The sequence below is a fragment of the Pseudomonas brassicacearum genome, assembly GCF_003732175.1.
Lineage (GTDB): Bacteria > Pseudomonadota > Gammaproteobacteria > Pseudomonadales > Pseudomonadaceae > Aquipseudomonas > Aquipseudomonas brassicacearum_G.
On record NZ_MOBI01000029.1, the window covers coordinates 111,671 to 130,518 of the forward strand.

Below are 18,848 nucleotides of genomic sequence, written 5' to 3' on the forward strand. Positions count from 1 at the left end.
CTGCTGTTCAAAGCACATAGGAAAGCCCTAGCGTCAGGCCGAAAGCGATCACCGAAATCAAGGTCTCGAGCACCGTCCAGGTCTTGAAGGTCTGGGTCACGGTCATATTGAAGTACTCCTTGATCAACCAGAAGCCACCGTCGTTGACATGAGAAAAGATAACCGAGCCCGCACCTGTCGCCAGCACCAGCAGCTCCGGATGGGGATATCCCAGACCAATGGCCACCGGCGCCACAACGCCTGATGCGGTGGTCATGGCCACAGTCGCAGAACCGGTGGCGATGCGCATCAATGCCGCGAACAGCCAGCCCATCAACAACGGCGACAAGTGAAACTCATGGGCCAGGCCGACGATCTGGTCAGTCACTCCGGCGTCCACCAGAATCCGGTTCAAGCCACCACCGGCGCCCACCAGCAAGGTGATGCTGGCGGTCGGCGCCAGACACTCATTGGTGAATTTGAGGATCGATTCGCGTTTGAAACCCTGGGCCAAACCGAGCGTCCAGAAGCTCAGCAACGTCGCCAGCAACAGGGCGATCACCGAGTTGCCGATGAACAACAGAAACTGGTTGAAACCGCTACCCGGCGTGGAGATCAGATTGGCCCAGCCGCCAATCAGCATCAGCACCACCGGCAGCAGAATCGTCGCCATGGTGATACCGAAACCCGGTAAGCGGTCCCGTGGTTCACGGTCGATGAACTGTCGCTCCAACGGGTTTTCCACGGGCAACTGGATGCGCGGCACGATGAATTTGGCATAAAGGGGGCCGGCGATGATCGCCGTCGGGATGCCGATCAGAATCGCGTAGAGCAACGTCTGCCCCACCGAGGCCTGATAGGCCTGCACCGCGAGCATCGCCGCTGGATGCGGTGGCACCAGCGCATGCACCACCGAGAGCCCGGCAACCATCGGCAAACCAACCATCAGAATCGACACGCCCACCCGCCGTGCCACGGTAAAGGCAATCGGCACCAGCAACACAAAGCCGACTTCGAAGAACAACGGCAGGCCCACCAGAAAGGCAATGCAGACCATCGCCCAGTGCGCGTTTTTCTCGCCGAAGCGCGAGATCAGCGTGCGCGCCATCTGCTCGGCACCACCGGACTCGGCCATCATCTTGCCGAGCATCGTGCCCAGCGCCACCACCAGCGCGATGTGCCCCAGGGTCTTGCCGACGCCCGCTTCATACGCGCCCACCACCCCTGACGGCGGCATCCCGGCGAGCAGCGCCAAGCCAATGGAAACCATCGTAATGACAATGAACGGATTGAGCCGGTAACGGGCGATCAGAACGATCAGCGCAATGATGGCGATAGCGGCATAAACCAGCAGCCAATAGCCGAAGGACGGTGCCATGCGGTACTCCTCGAAAAGGGTCACGTCGATGTGTTGTGAAACCCATAAATCATTTCGAGGAGAAGCTTTCAAACCGGATGAAAGTAATTTTCGTGAAGAAGCATGAGATGTCGTTTTTAGGCATGTTTTGTCGTGATTAATGAAAATCTGCAGGGCGTTTTTTCATCGCCTCGACACAAACCTCCCCATGACACAAACGCTTGGAGATTCAATTAATTTATAATTTATTAATGTTTTACGATAAATAATCATGTAAATTCCGCGCCCCGTTTTACCCGGAAAAGGAATGCTCATGAATGCACACACCCCTTTCAGGCTGCGCAAGCGCATGCGCTGGATCAGTCTGATGACGGTCGCCCTGGCATGGGCGTTGGCGATCAGCGAAATCGTCACCTACATCTCCAGCTGGACCGTTTGGGGAGATGTCACCCGCGAAGCGTATTTCAGCGGTTTCAGCGATCTGCTGCCGGGGCTGCTCAAGGAAGGGTTCGAGCAGTCGACAGTGAGCGCGGGGCTGATCCTGTTCCTCGATGCGGTAATACCGCTGATGGCAGCCGTGGGCATGACGGCCGCCGGGTTCTTCTTCCTGCGCCTGTCGCGCAACGAAATCTGCTCCGAGCGCAACATTCGCTGTATCTCGCTGATCGGCATTTTGATTATCATGGAGCCACTTCTACAGCCCATCCTGAACAGCTTGCAGGTTTTGGCGCTCTCCATCGATCTCCCGCCGGGTGACCGTGTCTTCAGCTTCTCTGTCGGTTTCAGCTCAATGGCTTCCTACCAGATTGTGATGGGTATTTTCCTGACCTCATTCAGCCTGGTTCTGCGCGAGGCCAAGCTGTTGAGCGAAGAACAGAGTCATTACATCTGAGTTGTGCAATGAGCATTATCATTCGGCTTGACGTTGCGATGGCAAAACACAAAATGCGCTCGAAAGAACTCGCCGAGATCATCGGCATCTCCGAGCAAAATTTGTCGTTACTGAAGAATGGCAAGGTCAAGGGTATCCGGATGGAAACGCTTGAGAAGATCTGCCGCGCGCTCGATTGCGAGCCGGGCGATCTATTGGAGCTGTCCAAGGATTGATTGGGTTGTAGATGTCTTTCAAAACCGTTGTGTTGTCGTTTTTGCTTTTCAGTTTTTCCGCATTACAGGGCTGCGGCCCGCGCATCACCTATTCTTACTCGCCCCCCGAAAGCGAATCCGGGATGCGCTGCGTCAGGGAGTGCAGTACCCAGAAAGGTCAGTGCAAGATGTTGGCGCAAATGCAGGCCAGCAACGACCGGGCACTGTATGACGCTCGCCGCATGGCCTATGACTACTGCACTCAAAACACTGACAAGAAGAAAAGTAAGTCCTGCCCATATCCGCAACCGAGCTTTCACTACGGCGATAGCTGCTTCGATGATTATCAGGAGTGCTACCAGGGGTGCGGCGGAGTCATTACACCGGTCATCCATCAGGATTGATCAGCCTTCGAACACCTCGTTCGCGTAACCGGCCAACTTGCCCTGGATGAAGTCCAGGAAGCACTGTATGCGCAAGGCCAGTTGCGAGTTGCGGTAATACACCGCATTGATCGGCTGGCGATAACCACTGTTGGCCTGCGCCAGCAGCAACGTCAGCCGTCCGGCCTTGATGTCATTGATGGTCATGAAGTGCGACAGGCACACGATCCCCTGCCCCTCCAGCGCCAGCTGACGCAGGGTTTCGCCGCTGGAGGCGCTGAGGCTCGGCTGAATCTGCCAGCGGTCGCCATGCACATGGCGCAACGGCCAGTGGTTGAGGCTTTCGGTCTGGGTGAAGCCCAGTAGCGAGTGGCCGGCCAGTTCGGCAACCGTGGTCGGCGTGCCGTGTTTTTCCAGATACACGGGGCTGGCGAGGATGTGCAGCGGGCTGCCCCCCAGCGAGCGCGCGTGCAGGGTCGAATCCGCCAACGGCCCGATGCGGATCGCAATGTCGGTGCTTTGCTCCAGCAGGTCGATGATCAGGTCGTTGCTGTTGAGTTCCAGCTGGATGTCCGGGTACAGACGGCGGAACTCATCGATGTAAGGCACGATGGCATGCAGCATGAACGGCGACGCCGCGTTGATCCGCAGCCGTCCGGAAGGTGTCTTGTGGCGCGAGGACAGACGCTCTTCGAGCTCGTCCATCTGGTCGAGAATCAGCTTGGCCTGTTCGAAGAAGTACTTGCCCTCCTCTGTCAGGTCCATGCGCCGCGTGGTGCGGTTGATCAACGTGGTGTCGAGCTTGGCCTCCAGACGCGACAGCGTGCGGCTGACCGCCGAAGGCGTTTGCCCGACCTGTTCGGCCGCCGCAGAAATCGAACCGCACTCGATCACGCAGACGAAAATCTGCAACTCATCGGATCTGGCTTTCACGTGTGTCCTTCCTATCGAATGCACCTGATGGCAGGAGCCAGGCATTTTTTGTGGTGAGGGGGCTTGCCCCCGTTGGAGCGCGAAGCGGTCCTGAAATCAGTCACCGCGTATCTTCAAACAGAGCGCGGTCAATGAGTTTACGACTGCTGCGCAGCCGAACGGGGGCAAGCCCCCTCGCCACAGGTAAAACGCGCCGCTGCTCAGGTGTTCGATAGTAGCCGGATGCGGGACATAACGCAGGTTACGCCGGCAGGTTGAACACGTGCTTGAGGTGCTGCTCGTAGCGCGCGACGTCGGCTTCAATGTTCGGCCGCTTCATCACGTCGACACACAGGAAGGTCGGCAGACCGCTCATGCCGAGGAAGGTGTTGGCCTTGTGGAACGGGAAGTACACCGCGTCCACGCCCTTGGCCTCGAAGAAGTCGCTCGGGTCGTCGAAAGCTTGCTGCGGTGCGTTCCAGGTCAGCGACAGCATGTACTGCTTGCCCTGCACCAGGCCGCCGCTGCCGTATTTCTGCGAAGCATCGGAACGGGTCCGGCCGTCGCTGGCGTAGAGGCTGCCGTGGCCTTCGGTGAAGACTTCGTCGATGTACTTTTTCACGATCCATGGCGCGCCCATCCACCAGCCCGGCATCTGGTAAATGATCACGTCGGCCCAGAGGAACTTGGCGACTTCTTCAGCAACGTCGTAGCCCTCGTCGATGTGGGTCACTTTCACGTCGACACCGCCGCGATCCAGCACGCTCAACGCAGCTTCGTGCAGGGTGGCGTTATAGCGACCGTCGGAGTGGGCGAATTTCTTGCCACCGTTGAGCAACAGAACCTTTTTCATGGAAAGCCTCATCATCAGGGTCCGATCCGCCACGCTGTGGATAAGTCGCGGAATCGAGAAGTTTCAAATTTGATGACGGCAGGGTATCGATGACCCTTCCGATGAATAAGCCCAAAGCCGGTAATATACATTTGACCAAAACGCACGAATCACCAGCTGATTGTTGCCATAGAATTTTCTCAACCCTGACTTGAGGAGTTCTACATGAGCGAGCAACACGGTTTCATCCTGCACGCCAAAACCCGCCCGGAAAAAGCCGACGCCTTCGAAGCCCTGTTCCGCGCTTACGTCGAACCCAGTCGCGCCGAACCTGGCTGCATCGAGTACCACATGTTGCGCGACCAGCAAGACCCAACGCTGTTCATCTTCTACGAAATCTGGCAATCCCGGGCTCATCTGGACGTGCACTCGAACCTGCCGCACATGCAGCAGTTTTTCGAGAATCGCATGGATTACCTGGAACGCGATTTCGATATCCGCCGCATCGACATGCTTAGCCCGTCTTCAGCTAGCCGCTGATCAACAAATGGCCGCCGGCCCCTACGGAGTCGGGACGTTGTCGAGAGTGCCGGCCAATGCCTTGGCTTTTCTGAAGAACAACCCGTAGACCAACGACAGGATCAACAGGAACGGCACACCAAACACCAGGGTCATTTTGAAGGCGTCGGTGAAGTAGGTGGTGATCATCACCGCGCCCATCAGCACCAGCCCCAACAGTGTGGTGTAAGGGAAAAGGCGCATGCGGAACGACAGTTTCCGCTCGCCGTGACGCTCGTGGTAGCGACGGAAACAGTAGTGCGTGAGGAAGATCATGAACCAGGTGAAGATCGCGCCGAACATGGAGATCGCCATCATCAAGGTGAAAGAGCTTTCCGGGTACATCACGTTCAACAGCGTCGCCAGCGCAATGCCCGAGCTCGACAGCAGCAAGGCGTTGAGCGGGATTCCGCTCTTGCTCAACGCGCCCATCGCCTTGGGAGCGTAACCGCCACGGGACAGGCTGAACATCATCCGCGTGGTGATGTAGAGCTGACTGTTCATCGCCGACAACGCGGCAATCAGAATCACGAAATTCATCACCCCGGTAGCGCCGGGAATGCCGATGGTTTGCATGACCGTGACGAACGGGCTCTGCGCTACACCTGCCTGAACCCACGGCACAATCGCCAGCATCAGGGCCAGGGTCAGCAGGTAAAACACCACCAGGCGCACGATGGTCGCGCGAAAGGCTTTCTTCACCGCCCGCTCCGGATCCTCGGCTTCACCGGCCGCCACCGCGATCATTTCCACGCTCAGATAGCTGAAGATCGACACGATCACCGCCACCCACATCCCTTGCAAACCATTGGGAAAAAATCCGCCGTGGCTGGTGTAGTGATGCACGCCGTACTCCGGGTTGCCCGAGCCGAACACCACGTACACCGCGAGGATGATGAAGCCGACAATCGCGCCGATCTTGATGGTCGAAAACCAATACTCGAACGTGCCGAAGGTCTTCACACTGATGGCGTTGAGCACGATCAGAATGCTTGAGAACGAGACGATCCAGAGGAATGAAGGCACGTTAGCGAACCAGTACTTCATGTACATCGCAACCGCCGTCACTTCCGTACCGACTGCCAGCACAATCGCCGCCCAATAGGCGTAGCGCACCAGGAACCCGGCCAGCGGGCTGATGTAGAACTCGGCATACGCGCCGAACGAACCCGAGGTCGAGTGGGCCACGGTCATTTCCGCCAGACAGCCCATCAACAGCAGCGTGATGACCGCGCCAATCGCATAGCTGAGCAGCACGCTCGGTCCAGCGTAGCCGATGGCGTAGGCGCTGCCCATGAACAGGCCGGTGCCTATCGCACCGCCAATCGCGATCATGCTCATCTGCCCCGAGGTGAGCTGACGCCTGAGGCCATGCTCACGGTTGGAGATGGTTTCAAAACCTGGGGCTTCGCTCATGTTGTCTGTCCTCTGAATATTGTTGTTTTAAGAGCACACGTTTGGATAAAGCAGACCACGCCACTGAACCCTGTGGCGAGGGGGCTTGCCCCCGTTGGGTCGCGAAGCGGCCCCAACATCTCGCAGTGAATACCGATTTTGTGAGTGCTGCGCACTCAAACGGGGGCAAGCCCCCTCGCCACATTTGTTCTTGTCACCTGGGTCGGTTATCAGAAGACTCAGGTGACGCTATGGCGTACCTGGAACTGCGCTTGCGCCCAGGTTTTCTGATCGAGAATCTCGCCAAGGATCTGCACCGCATCGAAGACTTCGGTGAAGCTGGTGTACAACGGGGTGAAACCGAAGCGCATGATCCGCGGCTCGCGGTAATCACCGATCACGCCTCGGGCGATCAAGGCCTGAATCACTGCGTAGCCTTGCGGGTGCTCGAAGCTGACATGGCTGCCACGCCTGGCGTGTTCGCGCGGGGTGATCAGTTTCAGATCGTGAGCGGCGCAGCGCTGCTCCACCAGCTGGATAAACAGATCGGTCAGTGCCAGGGATTTGCGGCGCAGGCTGGCCATGTCGGTCTGGGCAAAAATCTCCAGGCCGCACTCGACCATGGCCAACGAGGTGATCGGTTGAGTGCCACACAAGTAGCGAGCGATACCGCTGCTCGGCTCGTAGCCTGAGGCCATGTCGAACTGTCGGGAATGACCGAACCAGCCAGACAACGGCTGCGTGACCAGATCACACAGCTGCGGCGCAACCCAGACAAACGCTTGCGAACCGGGGCCGCCATTGAGGTACTTGTAGGTGCAACCGATGGCGTAGTCCGCTCCTGCCTGACGCAAGTCGACCGGAACCGCACCGGCGGAATGCGCCAGGTCCCAGATCGCCAGCGCACCACATTCGTGGATCAACGCCGTCACGGCCTGCATGTCGTGCATGTAGCCGGTCTTGTAGTTGACGTGGGTGAGCATGACCACCGCAGTGTCCTGATCAATCGCCTGCGCCAGTTCTTCCGGGCTGTCGACCAGACGCAAGCTATAGCCCTGCTGGAGCAAGTCCATCAGCCCTTCGGCGATGTACAAATCGGTCGGGAAGTTGCTCGACTCACTGACAATCACCCGCCGCGTCGGCGTCCGCGTGGCCTGCACGCGCAAAGCCGCGCCGAGGACCTTGAACAGGTTGATCGAGGTGGTGTCGGTGACCACCACTTCGCCCTCACCGGCGCCGATCAGCCCGGCCAACCGATTGCCCAGACGTTCCGGCAGGTCGCGCCAGCCCGCGCTGTTCCAGCTGCGGATCAAGCCATTGCCCCACTCCTCGGCGATCACTGCCTGAGCACGCTCAAGCGCCGCAATCGGACGCGCGCCAAGGGAGTTGCCGTCGAGGTAAATCACGCCTTCGGGAAGCGCGAACTGGTGACGCAGATGAGCTAAAGGGTCTTGCGCATCAAGCGCCAGGCAATCGTTTCTTGTGATCATTGTCGGTCCTGTTTTCTAGATGACATGCCGCTGTGTTTTCGGCACTTTTGCGCCGGCACAATGAGCAAATAATGAACGAAGCCTTGGAGAATTTTCGTGCAAAGTGGACGGCCATATAGTAGTTACCTCGAAGATAATTCGAATCAAACTCCAAAAATCGCGGATTTATTCAAGCCATGACCCTCGACTCGACAGACCTGCGGATCCTGCACTACTTGCAGCAGGACGGGCGTATCAGCAATCAGGAATTGGCGGAGAAAGTCGCACTGTCGCCGTCGGCTTGCCTGCGGCGATTGCGGCTACTGGAAAGTGAGGGAATCATCACCGGCTATCGCGCGGTGTTGAACGCCGAGCGGCTGGGCATCGAGCTGGAAGCTATCGTCCATGTGTCGTTGCGACAGGACGTCGAAGACTGGCACGAGACCTTTATCAAGAAGGTGCAAGAGTGGCCGGAAGTTGCCACCGCGTACGTGATTACCGGCGCCAGCAACTATGTGCTGCGAGTTCAGGCGCGCAACCTGAAACACTTCTCGGATTTCATCGTCAACAAGCTGAATCGCACCGCGGGTGTCACCGACATTCGCTCGGAAATCGTCCTGCAGAAAATCAAGGAGCGAGACGACCTGCTGGATCTGGTCGCCCGTAAATAAGCCGTTGCCAATGACCTCTGAACACCATGCGCATCAAAGCCCGCGTATGCGCCGGGCCTCGTTGCGCTGCAAGGTTGCGCTCGGGGCTTCATCGAATAACTTGCGGTACTCGGCAGAAAAACGCCCCATGTGGGTGAAGCCCCAGCCCATGGCAATCTCCGAGATATTGCGCGCCAGCCCCTGCTCAAGAATGTCCTGGCGCACCGCATTCAAGCGGTATTTTTTCAGATAGGCCATCGGCGACAGGGCGAAGTATTTTCTGAAGGCCTCGAACAACTTGAACCGCGAAACCCCGGCTGCCGCTTCGATGTCTTCCAGGTGCAGCACTTCGCGGGCGTTTTCGTGAATGTACTGTTTGGCCCTGATCAGGTAATGCGGCAACTTCACGCCCAACACGTCCCGTAGCTCCTCGGAGTAATTGTTCGGCTGGGCGAGGATCAGGCCTTTGATCAATGAGCTTTCGATATCCCGCGTGAAGACGACCTGCTCAAACAGCGCGCTGCTGCGCTCAAGTTCGCCGATGAAATACCGCGCCATGCGCCACCACGAGGCCGAAGCACCGTCCACCGCATCCATCACCGACTCGAAGCGCAGTGGTGCATCCAGTGGGCGCTGCAACATCCCCTCTAGGGATTCGCTCATGGCCGCCCGAGTGATCACCACCTGGACCTTGCGGCAGTCACCGGAGATCGCCAGCATCTGGTTTTCATTCGGGGAGATGATCACGCCTTGATCGCGATTGGATTTGAGCAGCGTGCCGTTCTTGCTCAACTCCTGCTCACCGACCAAAGGCAGGCTGAGGCTGTAGCTGCTGAAGTGCTCGGCGTCTTCGATATCGACAGTCACGTCGGTGCCGTATTCGATCGTGCCCAAAGTCGTAGCCATCGACTTGAAGACGTTGGCGGTGTGATGAAAACGGATCCGTTCGGGTGTCGCGGTTTCGAGACGGTGCGGCCCGCAGATCCCCGACATCCAGGCCCTCGCGCCCTCAAGGTCATAGTGATCGATACGAATATCGCGAAACTGCGGATCGGCTTTGCTACTCATCACGGCGCACCCACGGCAATTTTTTTCAGCACACTCTGACGGCGCGCCTCTGACTTGAGTCGAGCAAGTTCCAGACCACTGAACGCTGCCGCTAACCCGATGGATAGCAATCATCGACTAAGTGGATAACGCGGCGGTTCCGGGACCGAAGCTCACCTTCGAACAACGCTCAAGGTTGCCCAAGACAGTACCTCAATGCTGCAAACAGGGGCGGCCGTTCATCGAATGGTGCAAAGCCTTGAGTATTACCTGCCCACCTCGATGCACGGGGTGTTACCCGAACTTTGCGGACTGCCTTCGTCGACAAACCGGATAGACCCCGGCCCGCCCCACTCTCTCTAATGAGTGCACCGATTGACCCGAATAAAAAAGGTGCACACCCATGAGTGGCGAAAAAAACCTCCAGCAGTGGAAAGCGTTCATTGAAGGCTGCCTGGACTTCCGTCCGGCAGAAGGCGTATTCCGCATCGCTCGGGATATCTTTACCGAGCCGCAACTGTTCGATCTGGAGATGGAGCTGATCTTCGAGAAGAACTGGATCTACGCCTGTCACGAAAGCGAGCTGGCCAATAACCACGACTTCATCACGATGCGCGCCGGTCGCCAGCCGATGATCATCACCCGTGACGGCGACGGCCAACTCAACGCGCTGATCAACGCTTGCCAGCATCGCGGCACCACATTGACCCGTGTCGGCAAAGGCAACCAATCGACGTTTACCTGCCCGTTCCACGCCTGGTGCTACAAAAGCGACGGACGCCTGGTCAAGGTCAAGGCCCCCGGCGAATACCCGGAAGGTTTCGACAAAGCCACACGCGGTTTGAAAAAGGCCCGCATCCAGAGCTACAAGGGTTTCGTGTTCATCAGCCTGGATGTTCACGCTGATAACAGCCTCGAAGACTTCCTCGGCGATGCCAAAGTGTTCTTCGACATGATGGTCGCCCAATCACCCACTGGTGAACTGGAAGTACTGCCCGGCAAGTCGGCCTACACCTACGACGGTAACTGGAAACTGCAAAACGAGAACGGCCTGGATGGCTATCACGTCAGCACGGTCCACTATAACTACGTGGCCACGGTGCAACACCGCCATCAGGTCGACACCGAGAACGGCACCCACGCCAGCGGCACGCTCGACTACAGCAAACTGGGGGCCGGTGACGCCGATACCGATGACGGCTGGTTCGCCTTCAATAACGGTCACAGCGTGCTGTTCAGCGACATGCCCAACCCGACGGTGCGCTCCGGCTACGCGACGATCATGCCGCGCCTGATCGAGGAACACGGTCAGGAAAAAGCCGAATGGATGATGCATCGGCTGCGCAACCTGAACATCTACCCGAGCCTGTTTTTCCTTGATCAAATCAGCTCGCAGCTACGGATCATCCGCCCGGTGGCCTGGAACAAGACCGAAATCATCAGCCAGTGCCTGGGCGTGAAAAATGAATCGGACGCGGATCGGGAAAACCGGATCCGGCAGTTCGAAGACTTCTTCAACGTCTCGGGACTCGGCACCCCGGATGACCTGGTGGAGTTTCGCGAAGCCCAGCGCGGTTTCCAGGCGCGACTGGAACGCTGGAGCGATATTTCTCGCGGCAGCCACCAATGGGCGACCGGCACCACGCGCAACAGCGAGGCGATCGGCATCGCACCGGCCATGACCGGCACCGAATTCACCCACGAAGGGCTTTACGTCAACCAGCACAGTAACTGGCAGAAGTTCTTGCTCGACGGCCTGGACGCGAAATCCCTGAAGCTACGTGAGGTGTGAACATGAATCCGCAATTGCAGTACCAGATCGAGCAGTTTTTCTACCGTAAATCCGAACTGTGCGACGCCAAGGATTGGGACGCCTACATCCAGCTCTTCGACGAGCAGAGTGAGTTTCACCTGCCGCAATGGGACTCCGAACACGTCTACACCCGTGATCCCAAGCGCGAAATGTCGTTGATCTACTACGCCAATCGCTCGGGCCTGGAAGACCGCGTGTTCCGCCTGCGCACCGGCAAGGCGGCCTCGGCCACGCCGATGCCGCGCACCTTGCACCTGATCAACAACGTGCGGATCAGCGAACTCGAAACCGGTGAGCTGGAGGTGCGGCTGAACTGGCACACCCTGTTCTATCGCCTGGCCACGTCCGAACAGTTTTACGGGAACGCGACCTATCGCCTCAAGCCTCACGCAGACAGCTGGGTGATTACCCGCAAACACGTATTGCTGCTCAACGACACCATCAACTCGGTGCTCGATTTCTACCACCTCTGAAGCTATGGAGACCGGGGCATGAACCACAAGGTTGCGTTCAGTTTTGCCGACGGCAAAACACTGTTTTTTCCCGTGCAGGCCAACGAAATACTGCTCGATGCCGCCCTGCGCAACGGCATCAATATCCCGCTGGATTGCCGCGAGGGTGTCTGCGGAACCTGTCAGGGCCGCTGCGAATCCGGCGATTACAGCCAGGATTATGTGGATGAGGAAGCCCTCTCCAGCCTCGATCTGCAACAACGCAAGATGCTCACCTGTCAGACCCGAGTGAAGTCCGACGCCGCGTTCTATTTCGACTTCGCTTCCAGCCTGTGCAATGCCGCAGGGCCTGAACAGCTCAGCGGTACGGTCACGCAGGTTCGTCAGGTCTCGGCCAGTACCGCGATCCTGCATCTGGATTTGGGCGCGGCCACCCAGCCACTGGATTTCCTGCCGGGGCAATACGCGCGCCTGTTGATTCCAGGGACCACGAGCAAGCGCTCCTACTCCTTCGCCAACCGCCCGAGTAGCAGCAATCAGCTGCAATTTCTGATTCGCCTGTTACCCGACGGGGTGATGAGCAATTACATTCGCGAACGCTGCCAGGTCGGCGATGAAATCGTTCTGGAAGCACCGTTGGGTGCGTTCTATCTACGTCACATCGCCCGGCCACTGATTCTGGTGGCCGGCGGCACCGGACTGTCCGCATTGCTGGGGATGCTCGACGAAATCGTCGCGCGCGGTTGCGAACAGCCTGTGCACTTGTACTACGGCGTACGGGACGCAGCCGATCTGTGCGAAAGCGAACGCATTAATGCCTATGTTCAACGTATTCCCGGGTTTCGTTACACACCCGTGGTGAGCGACCCATCGGCAGACTGGGAGGGCAAGCGCGGCTACATTGCCGAGCATTTCGATGCCAGCGAACTGCGCGATGCGGCTGTCGACATGTACGTCTGCGGGCCGCCGCCGATGGTCGAGTCGATCAAGAGCTGGTTGCAGGATCAAACCCTCGACAACGTGCAGTTGTATTACGAAAAGTTCACTGAAAGTAACGTTTGAGGCTCACAAACGCGTGCCAATTGAATAAGCTGTCGACCTGCAACAAAGCCTGACCATAACAACTAGAAGGTATCCAGATGGCGGATGAACAACTGCAACAGGGCGTGCTGAAACGGGGGCTGAAAAACCGGCATATTCAACTGATCGCACTGGGTGGCGCGATTGGTACAGGGCTATTTCTCGGCTCCGCCGGCGTGCTCAAATCGGCAGGCCCGTCGATGATCCTCGGCTATGCCATTGCCGGTTTCATCGCCTTTCTGATCATGCGCCAACTGGGAGAGATGATTGTCGAGGAGCCGGTCGCCGGTTCCTTCAGCCATTTTGCGCACAACTACTGGGGTAGTTTTGCCGGCTTCCTGTCCGGCTGGAACTACTGGGTGCTGTATGTGCTGGTGGGCATGGCCGAGCTGACCGCCGTTGGCAAATACGTGCAGTTCTGGTGGCCCGAGGTCCCCACCTGGGCCAGCGCGGCGGTGTTCTTCGTACTGGTCAACCTGATCAACACGATGAACGTCAAAATATTCGGTGAAATGGAGTTCTGGTTCGCCATCATCAAGGTGGTGGCAATCATCGGCATGATCGCCCTCGGCTGTTACATGCTGGTCAGCGGCACCGGTGGCCCGCAGGCCTCGGTGAGCAACCTGTGGAGTCACGGCGGATTCTTCCCCAACGGCACCAACGGTTTGCTGATGGCGATGGCGTTCATCATGTTCTCCTTTGGCGGCCTGGAGCTGGTCGGCATCACTGCCGCTGAAGCCAGCGAGCCGAGAAAAGTCATTCCCAAGGCGATCAACCAGGTGGTTTACCGCGTGCTGATCTTCTACGTCGGCGCACTCACCGTGCTGCTGTCGTTGTACCCATGGGACCAACTGCTTCAGACACTGGGCGCTTCCGGCGATGCCTACAGCGGCAGTCCGTTTGTGCAGATTTTCGCCTTGATCGGCAGCAACACCGCAGCGCAAATCCTCAATTTCGTGGTGCTGACCGCAGCGCTCTCGGTCTACAACAGTGGCGTCTATTGCAACAGCCGCATGCTCTACGGCCTGGCGGAACAAGGCGACGCACCGAAGACGCTGATGAAGCTGAACAAACAGGGCGTACCGTTACGGGCGCTAGGCGTATCGGCGCTGATCACCCTGTTGTGCGTGGTGGTCAACTATGTCGCCCCGAATGAAGCGCTGGAGTTGCTATTCTCGCTGGTGGTCGCCTCGTTGATGATCAACTGGGCGATGATCAGCCTGACGCACCTGAAGTTTCGCAAGGCCATGGGCCAACGCGGCATCGTTCCGGGCTTCAAGGCATTCTGGTCGCCGTACACCAATTACCTGTGCCTGGCGTTCATGGCCATGATCATTTACGTGATGCTGCTGATTCCAGGCGTACGTGCATCGGTCTATGCGATCCCGGTCTGGGTGCTGATCCTGTTCGTGTTCTACCGGATTCGGATCGCACGGACTCGTGCGTTGTCGGTCGCTCACTAACCTTCAGCCAGTCGACAAAAAGCCCCGGCATTCGATGAGTGCCGGGGCTTTTTTGTATTTCGGGTCAAAGGGTCGAACGCACGCGCCACAATTCCGGGAACAGCACGGTGTCGAGCATCTTGCGCAGATAGCCGACACCTTCCGTGCCACCGGTGCCCGGCTGGAAGCCAATGATCCGCTCAACCGTGGTGACATGGCGGAAGCGCCATTGACGGAACGAGTCCTCCAGGTCGATCAGTTTCTCCGCCAACTGGTAAAGATCCCAATACCGCGAAGGGTCGGTGTAGACCACACGCCAGGCGGCTTCGACCGAGGCGTCATAAGCGGTCGGGCTGGCCGGATCGCGCTCGAAGCGCTGCGGATCAATCGCCAATCCTGCACTGACCATCAACCGAATCGCTTCGTCATACAGCGATGGCGTGGCAATCGCCTTTTCCAGCTCTGCCAACAGTTCGGGCCGATGGGCGTGCGGACGCAATAGCGTTGCACTTTTGTTGCCCAGGATGAATTCGATCTCGCGGTACTGGAACGACTGGAAGCCCGATGACTGGCCCAGAAACGGCCGGATCGCGTGGTATTCGGTAGGCGTCATGGTCGCCAGCACCGTCCAGGCATGCACCAGTTGATCGAAGATCCGCGAAACCCGCGCCAGCATCTTGAACGCCGGTGGCAACTCTCCCAGCCTGACGTGCTCGCGAGCCGCCTTGAGCTCATGCAACATCAGCTTCATCCACAGCTCGGACGTCTGATGCTGGATGATGAACAGCATCTCGTTATGGTCCGGAGACAAGGGGTGCTGAGCACTGAGAATCTTCCCCAGATCCAGGTAATCGCCGTAGCTCATGGAGTCGGAAAAATTCAGCTCGGCGTTATGCCACTCTTCCGGCTGATTTGAAGATGACTGATTTGAAGATGAATAGGGACATTGGCTCATTGAGCGGACTCCTCAAGTGGCGGTTTGTTCAGGGGACGCAAAATCGCCCTGACCGGGCTCGCGTCCAGGTTGGCAAACCGCAGCGGCAGCGCAATCAGTTCATAGTCGCCTTCCGGCACGTCATCGAGCACGATGCCTTCAAGGATCGCCATGCCATGGCGAGCCACTGCGTTGTGCGAATCCATGGTCTTGGACTGTTGAGGGTCCAGCGACGGTGTATCGATACCGATCAGCCGCACGCCAAGGCTCGACAGCAGGTCGACGGTTTCTTTGGCGACAGCCGTGAAGTCGGGATCCCAGGCCGTTAGCGGCGCCTGTTGATAAGTGCGCAGCAAGACGCGCTCGGGCAGATCAGCAAGGCGCCCTTCCAGTTGCTCCGGCTGAACCAGCCGATTGCTGTCCAGACAATGCAAGACGCGACACGGACCGATGTAGACATCCAGCGATACATCGCCGATGGCCGCGCCGTCGGCGCTGTAATGCAACGGTGCATCGACATGGGCACCGGTGTGCGGAGACAGGGTGATGCGACCGACATTCACCGGGCACTCGGGGCCAAACGTCCAGACGCGCTCTTCCTGAAACGGCGTATCACCCGGCCACGTCGGTGTTGCGGTGCTCAAGGGCGGGCTGATATCCCACCACGACATTGTTTTTTTCATTGCATAGCTCTCGGCAACTCTCGCGTGAATGATACGAGTGATGCCTGTGAAGATTCTTGCGAAAACCGCCGGGAACGCCCAAATTTTTCGCACTTAATGCCAAGAACCTGAAGTTTAGCGGGTGAAAATTTCAATGCCCGAAACAGGCACCTGGCGACGCTTGACTCTCCCCCAAGGGGCCGACTTTATCCTTATCGTTTTGCTACCCAGGGACGAAGTGATGAGCAAACGGATACTGGTGATTCTCGGCCATCCATCAAGCAACAGTTTCTGCGGTGCCCTCACCGACCGCTATGTACAGGCGGCAAAAAACGCCGGGCATGAGGTCCGTGAGTTGCGCCTGGGAACCTTGAGTTTCGACCCGATATTGCGCGAGGGCTATCAACAGATTCAGCCGCTGGAAGACGATCTGCTGAAGGCTCAGGCGGATATCACCTGGGCGGAACACCTGACCTTTGTGTATCCGATCTGGTGGGGGGCGATTCCGGCGTTACTCAAGGGCTTTTTCGACCGAACATTCCTTCCCGGTTTTGCCTTCAAGTACCGCCAAGGCAAAGCCTTCCCCGACAAACTCCTGCACGGGCGCACGGCCGACCTGCTGGTGACCATGGACACCCCGCCCTGGTACTACCGCTGGATCTATCGCATGCCCGGACTGCATCAGATGCGCAAAACCACACTGGCGTTCTGCGGTATCACACCGCTAAAAACCCTGACCTTCGGCCCGATCCTGGGCTCGAGTGAGCATCAACGGGAACTCTGGCTCATGCAGGCACACGCTATCGGTGCTGGCTGAGTCTCGTGGATAATCGCGCGGATCAACGGAGACACTCACAAAAAGGGATTTTTCATGTTCATCGGCAAAGCCGCGCAACTGTCGGGCACGACCGTCAAAAGCATTCGCCATTACGAGGACATCGGCCTCCTGCCGCCCGCGCAACGCCAAGGCAAATACCGCCTCTATGACCAACAGAGCGTCGAGCTGCTGACCTTCATCAAATGCGCTCAGCAACTGGGGTTCAAGCTCAAGGAATTGCAGGCGGTGCTTCAGGGCCAACGCGGGCAGGCACTGCCGTGGCATCTGGCGCATCAGGCGATTGCCGATAAAAAGCAGGATCTGACAGATAGAATCGCAACGTTGACCCGCCAATACGTGCAATTGACTGAGTTCGAAGCCAGCCTCAAGCAGGCTCAATCTGACTGTCCGCTTGAGCAGGTTTGATCGATAGCGCGTTTCTGGACAGCTGAGTGTCGAGCACAGACAACTGACACCGAGCCGGGCGCTATAGGGTGCGACTTCAGTCCTGCCTAACGCTCGGAGTCAGCATGTCCAAACCCATTACCGTTCTTCGCGATACCCATCCACTGCCGGTGCTTGATGCCTGCAAATGGGAAAAACTCGAAGGTGACCCGCACACCGTCAACCTCAACGCCTACACCAGCGAAGACGGCAGCAAGATCATGGGCACCTGGATCTGCACGCCGGGTAAATGGCGAGTCGAGTATGTGAAGTGGGAGTACTGCGACTTCCGCGAGGGATATTGCATCATTACACCTGACGGGCAGGATCCTATTCATTTGAAAGCCGGTGATATTTTTATAGTTGAACCCGGCATGAAAGGTACCTGGGAAGTTGTTGAGACAGTGCGTAAATATTTTGTGTTTGCGTAAACTCAAATGAGTTAGAGGGCCAACTGGCCCTCTAACGCTGGGGTGTACCGTCGTTAACAGCTGACAACTAACATTACATTTCTACCCAGAACAAAAGCTGGCGGAGCGGGGACAGCAACAAGGTGAGTAACGGGCAAGGCACAGGTCAAGTCGCACCTCCTGATGGGCCATGCACTAGCGTTCGTTTCTGCCAATATGATCGCTGAGAAACACCAGAACAATACCCCCAATGATCAACATCGAAGCCGACAGCAATGTCCTGTCCAGGTGTTGTTCCAAGACAACGCCTTCTATCCCTAACACCGCGACAGGTACCGCTACCGACGCCATGCTGGAATGAAGCAGGTCAATCCGCGGGACAACATAGAACCACAGTGAAAACGCAACGACTGAGCCAACGATACTGACATACAGCATGGCGAGCAGACTCTCGGCGTTAACGTCGAATTTGACGCCACCATCGACCATCAGGGCGAGCACAAGCAGTCCAATCGCTCCAAAGGTCATTTGCCATGTTCCGATGGCCAGCTTGTCAGCGTTCGGAAGGTATTTTTTCAAAAGAAAGCTCGAGACTGACCATGACATGGCCGAGCCGACCAGTAATGCTTCCCCAATGAAACTCTCTTTTGACAGGCTTGGGGAAACCATGACCACCATTCCAACACAACCGACCATCAAACCTGCACATTTGAGGAGTGTAAAACGCTCCTTCAAAAACAGCCAGCCCAGCAAACTGCTCCACAAAGGAGTGGAATAAATAAGAATCGCTGCTTTGGCTATCCCCACCTGAAGCAAACCATAGGTCGCGAGTGAAAACATCAGCGTGGTCTGAAACAATCCGATAAGACCGACCCATACCCATTCCACGCGCTTCAATGCATCGCGCTTTTGCCGCCATGCCAGAATCAACTGCATTAAAACCGCCGCAAGCACAAATCGCACGGCAGTGAATGAAAAAGGAGTCGAACTCTCCAACCCGACTTCGGTTAAAAACCAGCCGAGCGTCCAAACCCCTACAAGCACAACCAACGCTCCATGCGTACGAAAGCTATCCGATAAAAGCATCCCTACCCCCTTGACGAATCATCAGGCACAGCCGCCCTTA

Annotated in this window: 21 protein-coding genes; 12 read left to right on the forward strand and 9 right to left on the reverse strand. The window is 57.5% G+C overall.

Annotated features, from left to right (window positions below; translation table 11 throughout):
- Window positions 1-7 precede the first annotated feature (7 nt).
- Window positions 8-1,357, reverse strand: coding sequence for a GntT/GntP/DsdX family permease (locus tag BK658_RS26570; protein ID WP_123584877.1), 1,350 nt, complete (start codon window positions 1,355-1,357; stop codon window positions 8-10).
- A gap of 292 nt (window positions 1,358-1,649) precedes the next feature.
- On the opposite strand from BK658_RS26570, the gene BK658_RS26575 reads away from it, so the two are divergent.
- From BK658_RS26575 to BK658_RS26585, 3 genes are read left to right on the forward strand one after another with little or no spacing between them, the layout of a single operon-like run.
- Window positions 1,650-2,228 carry a DUF2975 domain-containing protein gene (locus tag BK658_RS26575; RefSeq protein WP_185019903.1) on the forward strand — a complete coding sequence of 193 codons (579 nt, stop codon included), beginning with the start codon at window positions 1,650-1,652 and terminating at the stop codon, window positions 2,226-2,228.
- A gap of 8 nt (window positions 2,229-2,236) precedes the next feature.
- On the forward strand, window positions 2,237-2,443 hold the full coding sequence (locus BK658_RS26580; protein ID WP_123584879.1) for a helix-turn-helix domain-containing protein: 207 nt from the start codon (window positions 2,237-2,239) through the stop codon (window positions 2,441-2,443).
- A gap of 11 nt (window positions 2,444-2,454) precedes the next feature.
- Entirely contained in the window at window positions 2,455-2,826 is a 372-nt protein-coding gene (locus BK658_RS26585; protein WP_123584880.1) for a hypothetical protein, read from the forward strand.
- Here BK658_RS26585 and BK658_RS26590 read toward each other — a convergent pair whose 3' ends face one another.
- Together BK658_RS26590 and mdaB are read right to left on the reverse strand one after the other, a co-directional pair.
- On the reverse strand, window positions 2,827-3,738 hold the full coding sequence (locus tag BK658_RS26590) for a LysR family transcriptional regulator (RefSeq protein WP_123584881.1): 912 nt from the start codon (window positions 3,736-3,738) through the stop codon (window positions 2,827-2,829).
- A 241-nt stretch (window positions 3,739-3,979) separates the two neighbouring features.
- Window positions 3,980-4,570, reverse strand: coding sequence for an NADPH:quinone oxidoreductase MdaB (mdaB, locus tag BK658_RS26595; RefSeq protein WP_123584882.1), 591 nt, complete (start codon window positions 4,568-4,570; stop codon window positions 3,980-3,982).
- Between the two features lie 204 nt (window positions 4,571-4,774).
- On the opposite strand from mdaB, the gene BK658_RS26600 reads away from it, so the two are divergent.
- Window positions 4,775-5,089: a putative quinol monooxygenase gene (locus BK658_RS26600; protein ID WP_019691724.1), complete on the forward strand. Its 315-nt coding sequence runs from the start codon at window positions 4,775-4,777 to the stop codon at window positions 5,087-5,089.
- 21 nt (window positions 5,090-5,110) lie between these two features.
- Here BK658_RS26600 and BK658_RS26605 read toward each other — a convergent pair whose 3' ends face one another.
- Together BK658_RS26605 and kynU are read right to left on the reverse strand one after the other, a co-directional pair.
- A complete protein-coding gene (locus tag BK658_RS26605) occupies window positions 5,111-6,523 on the reverse strand; it encodes an amino acid permease (RefSeq protein ID WP_123584883.1) in 1,413 nt (470 codons plus the stop codon).
- Between the two features lie 218 nt (window positions 6,524-6,741).
- Window positions 6,742-7,992, reverse strand: a complete 1,251-nt coding sequence (kynU, locus tag BK658_RS26610; RefSeq protein WP_123584884.1) for a kynureninase — start codon at window positions 7,990-7,992, stop codon at window positions 6,742-6,744.
- A gap of 176 nt (window positions 7,993-8,168) precedes the next feature.
- On the opposite strand from kynU, the gene BK658_RS26615 reads away from it, so the two are divergent.
- Window positions 8,169-8,642 (forward strand): Lrp/AsnC family transcriptional regulator, encoded by a 474-nt coding sequence (locus BK658_RS26615; RefSeq protein WP_054594119.1) that lies wholly within the window; start codon window positions 8,169-8,171, stop codon window positions 8,640-8,642.
- Window positions 8,643-8,675: 33 nt separating this feature from the next.
- Here BK658_RS26615 and BK658_RS26620 read toward each other — a convergent pair whose 3' ends face one another.
- A complete protein-coding gene (locus tag BK658_RS26620) occupies window positions 8,676-9,689 on the reverse strand; it encodes an AraC family transcriptional regulator (protein WP_123584885.1) in 1,014 nt (337 codons plus the stop codon).
- 382 nt (window positions 9,690-10,071) lie between these two features.
- Here BK658_RS26620 and antA point away from each other — a divergent pair, with 382 nt between their 5' ends.
- From antA to BK658_RS26640, 4 genes are all read left to right on the forward strand, one after another.
- Window positions 10,072-11,460: an anthranilate 1,2-dioxygenase large subunit gene (gene antA, locus BK658_RS26625; RefSeq protein WP_123584886.1), complete on the forward strand. Its 1,389-nt coding sequence runs from the start codon at window positions 10,072-10,074 to the stop codon at window positions 11,458-11,460.
- Between the two features lie 2 nt (window positions 11,461-11,462).
- Window positions 11,463-11,954 carry an anthranilate 1,2-dioxygenase small subunit gene (antB, locus tag BK658_RS26630; RefSeq protein ID WP_019691716.1) on the forward strand — a complete coding sequence of 164 codons (492 nt, stop codon included), beginning with the start codon at window positions 11,463-11,465 and terminating at the stop codon, window positions 11,952-11,954.
- A gap of 18 nt (window positions 11,955-11,972) precedes the next feature.
- On the forward strand, window positions 11,973-12,995 hold the full coding sequence (antC, locus tag BK658_RS26635; RefSeq protein WP_123584887.1) for an anthranilate 1,2-dioxygenase electron transfer component AntC: 1,023 nt from the start codon (window positions 11,973-11,975) through the stop codon (window positions 12,993-12,995).
- A gap of 77 nt (window positions 12,996-13,072) precedes the next feature.
- The gene (locus BK658_RS26640; protein WP_123584888.1) at window positions 13,073-14,476 is read left to right on the forward strand and encodes an amino acid permease; all 1,404 of its coding nucleotides are present in this window, start codon (window positions 13,073-13,075) and stop codon (window positions 14,474-14,476) included.
- Between the two features lie 64 nt (window positions 14,477-14,540).
- Here BK658_RS26640 and kynA read toward each other — a convergent pair whose 3' ends face one another.
- Both kynA and kynB read right to left on the reverse strand, forming a co-directional pair.
- On the reverse strand, window positions 14,541-15,410 hold the full coding sequence (gene kynA / locus BK658_RS26645; protein WP_123584889.1) for a tryptophan 2,3-dioxygenase: 870 nt from the start codon (window positions 15,408-15,410) through the stop codon (window positions 14,541-14,543).
- On the reverse strand, window positions 15,407-16,072 hold the full coding sequence (kynB, locus tag BK658_RS26650) for an arylformamidase (RefSeq protein WP_123584890.1): 666 nt from the start codon (window positions 16,070-16,072) through the stop codon (window positions 15,407-15,409). Before kynB ends, kynA begins: the two co-directional genes overlap by 4 nt.
- Before the next feature lie 220 nt (window positions 16,073-16,292).
- Between kynB and BK658_RS26655 the strand changes: the two genes are divergently transcribed.
- The 3 genes from BK658_RS26655 (at window position 16,293) to BK658_RS26665 (ending at window position 17,743) form a co-directional block, all read left to right on the forward strand.
- A complete protein-coding gene (locus BK658_RS26655; RefSeq protein ID WP_123584891.1) occupies window positions 16,293-16,868 on the forward strand; it encodes an NAD(P)H-dependent oxidoreductase in 576 nt (191 codons plus the stop codon).
- A 54-nt stretch (window positions 16,869-16,922) separates the two neighbouring features.
- Window positions 16,923-17,294 (forward strand): MerR family transcriptional regulator, encoded by a 372-nt coding sequence (locus BK658_RS26660; protein WP_123584892.1) that lies wholly within the window; start codon window positions 16,923-16,925, stop codon window positions 17,292-17,294.
- Window positions 17,295-17,398: 104 nt separating this feature from the next.
- Window positions 17,399-17,743 (forward strand): cupin domain-containing protein, encoded by a 345-nt coding sequence (locus BK658_RS26665; protein WP_123584893.1) that lies wholly within the window; start codon window positions 17,399-17,401, stop codon window positions 17,741-17,743.
- A 174-nt stretch (window positions 17,744-17,917) separates the two neighbouring features.
- Here the strand turns inward: BK658_RS26665 and BK658_RS26670 are convergent, their stop codons facing one another.
- A complete protein-coding gene (locus tag BK658_RS26670; RefSeq protein WP_123584894.1) occupies window positions 17,918-18,808 on the reverse strand; it encodes a DMT family transporter in 891 nt (296 codons plus the stop codon).
- Window positions 18,809-18,848: the final 40 nt, after the last annotated feature.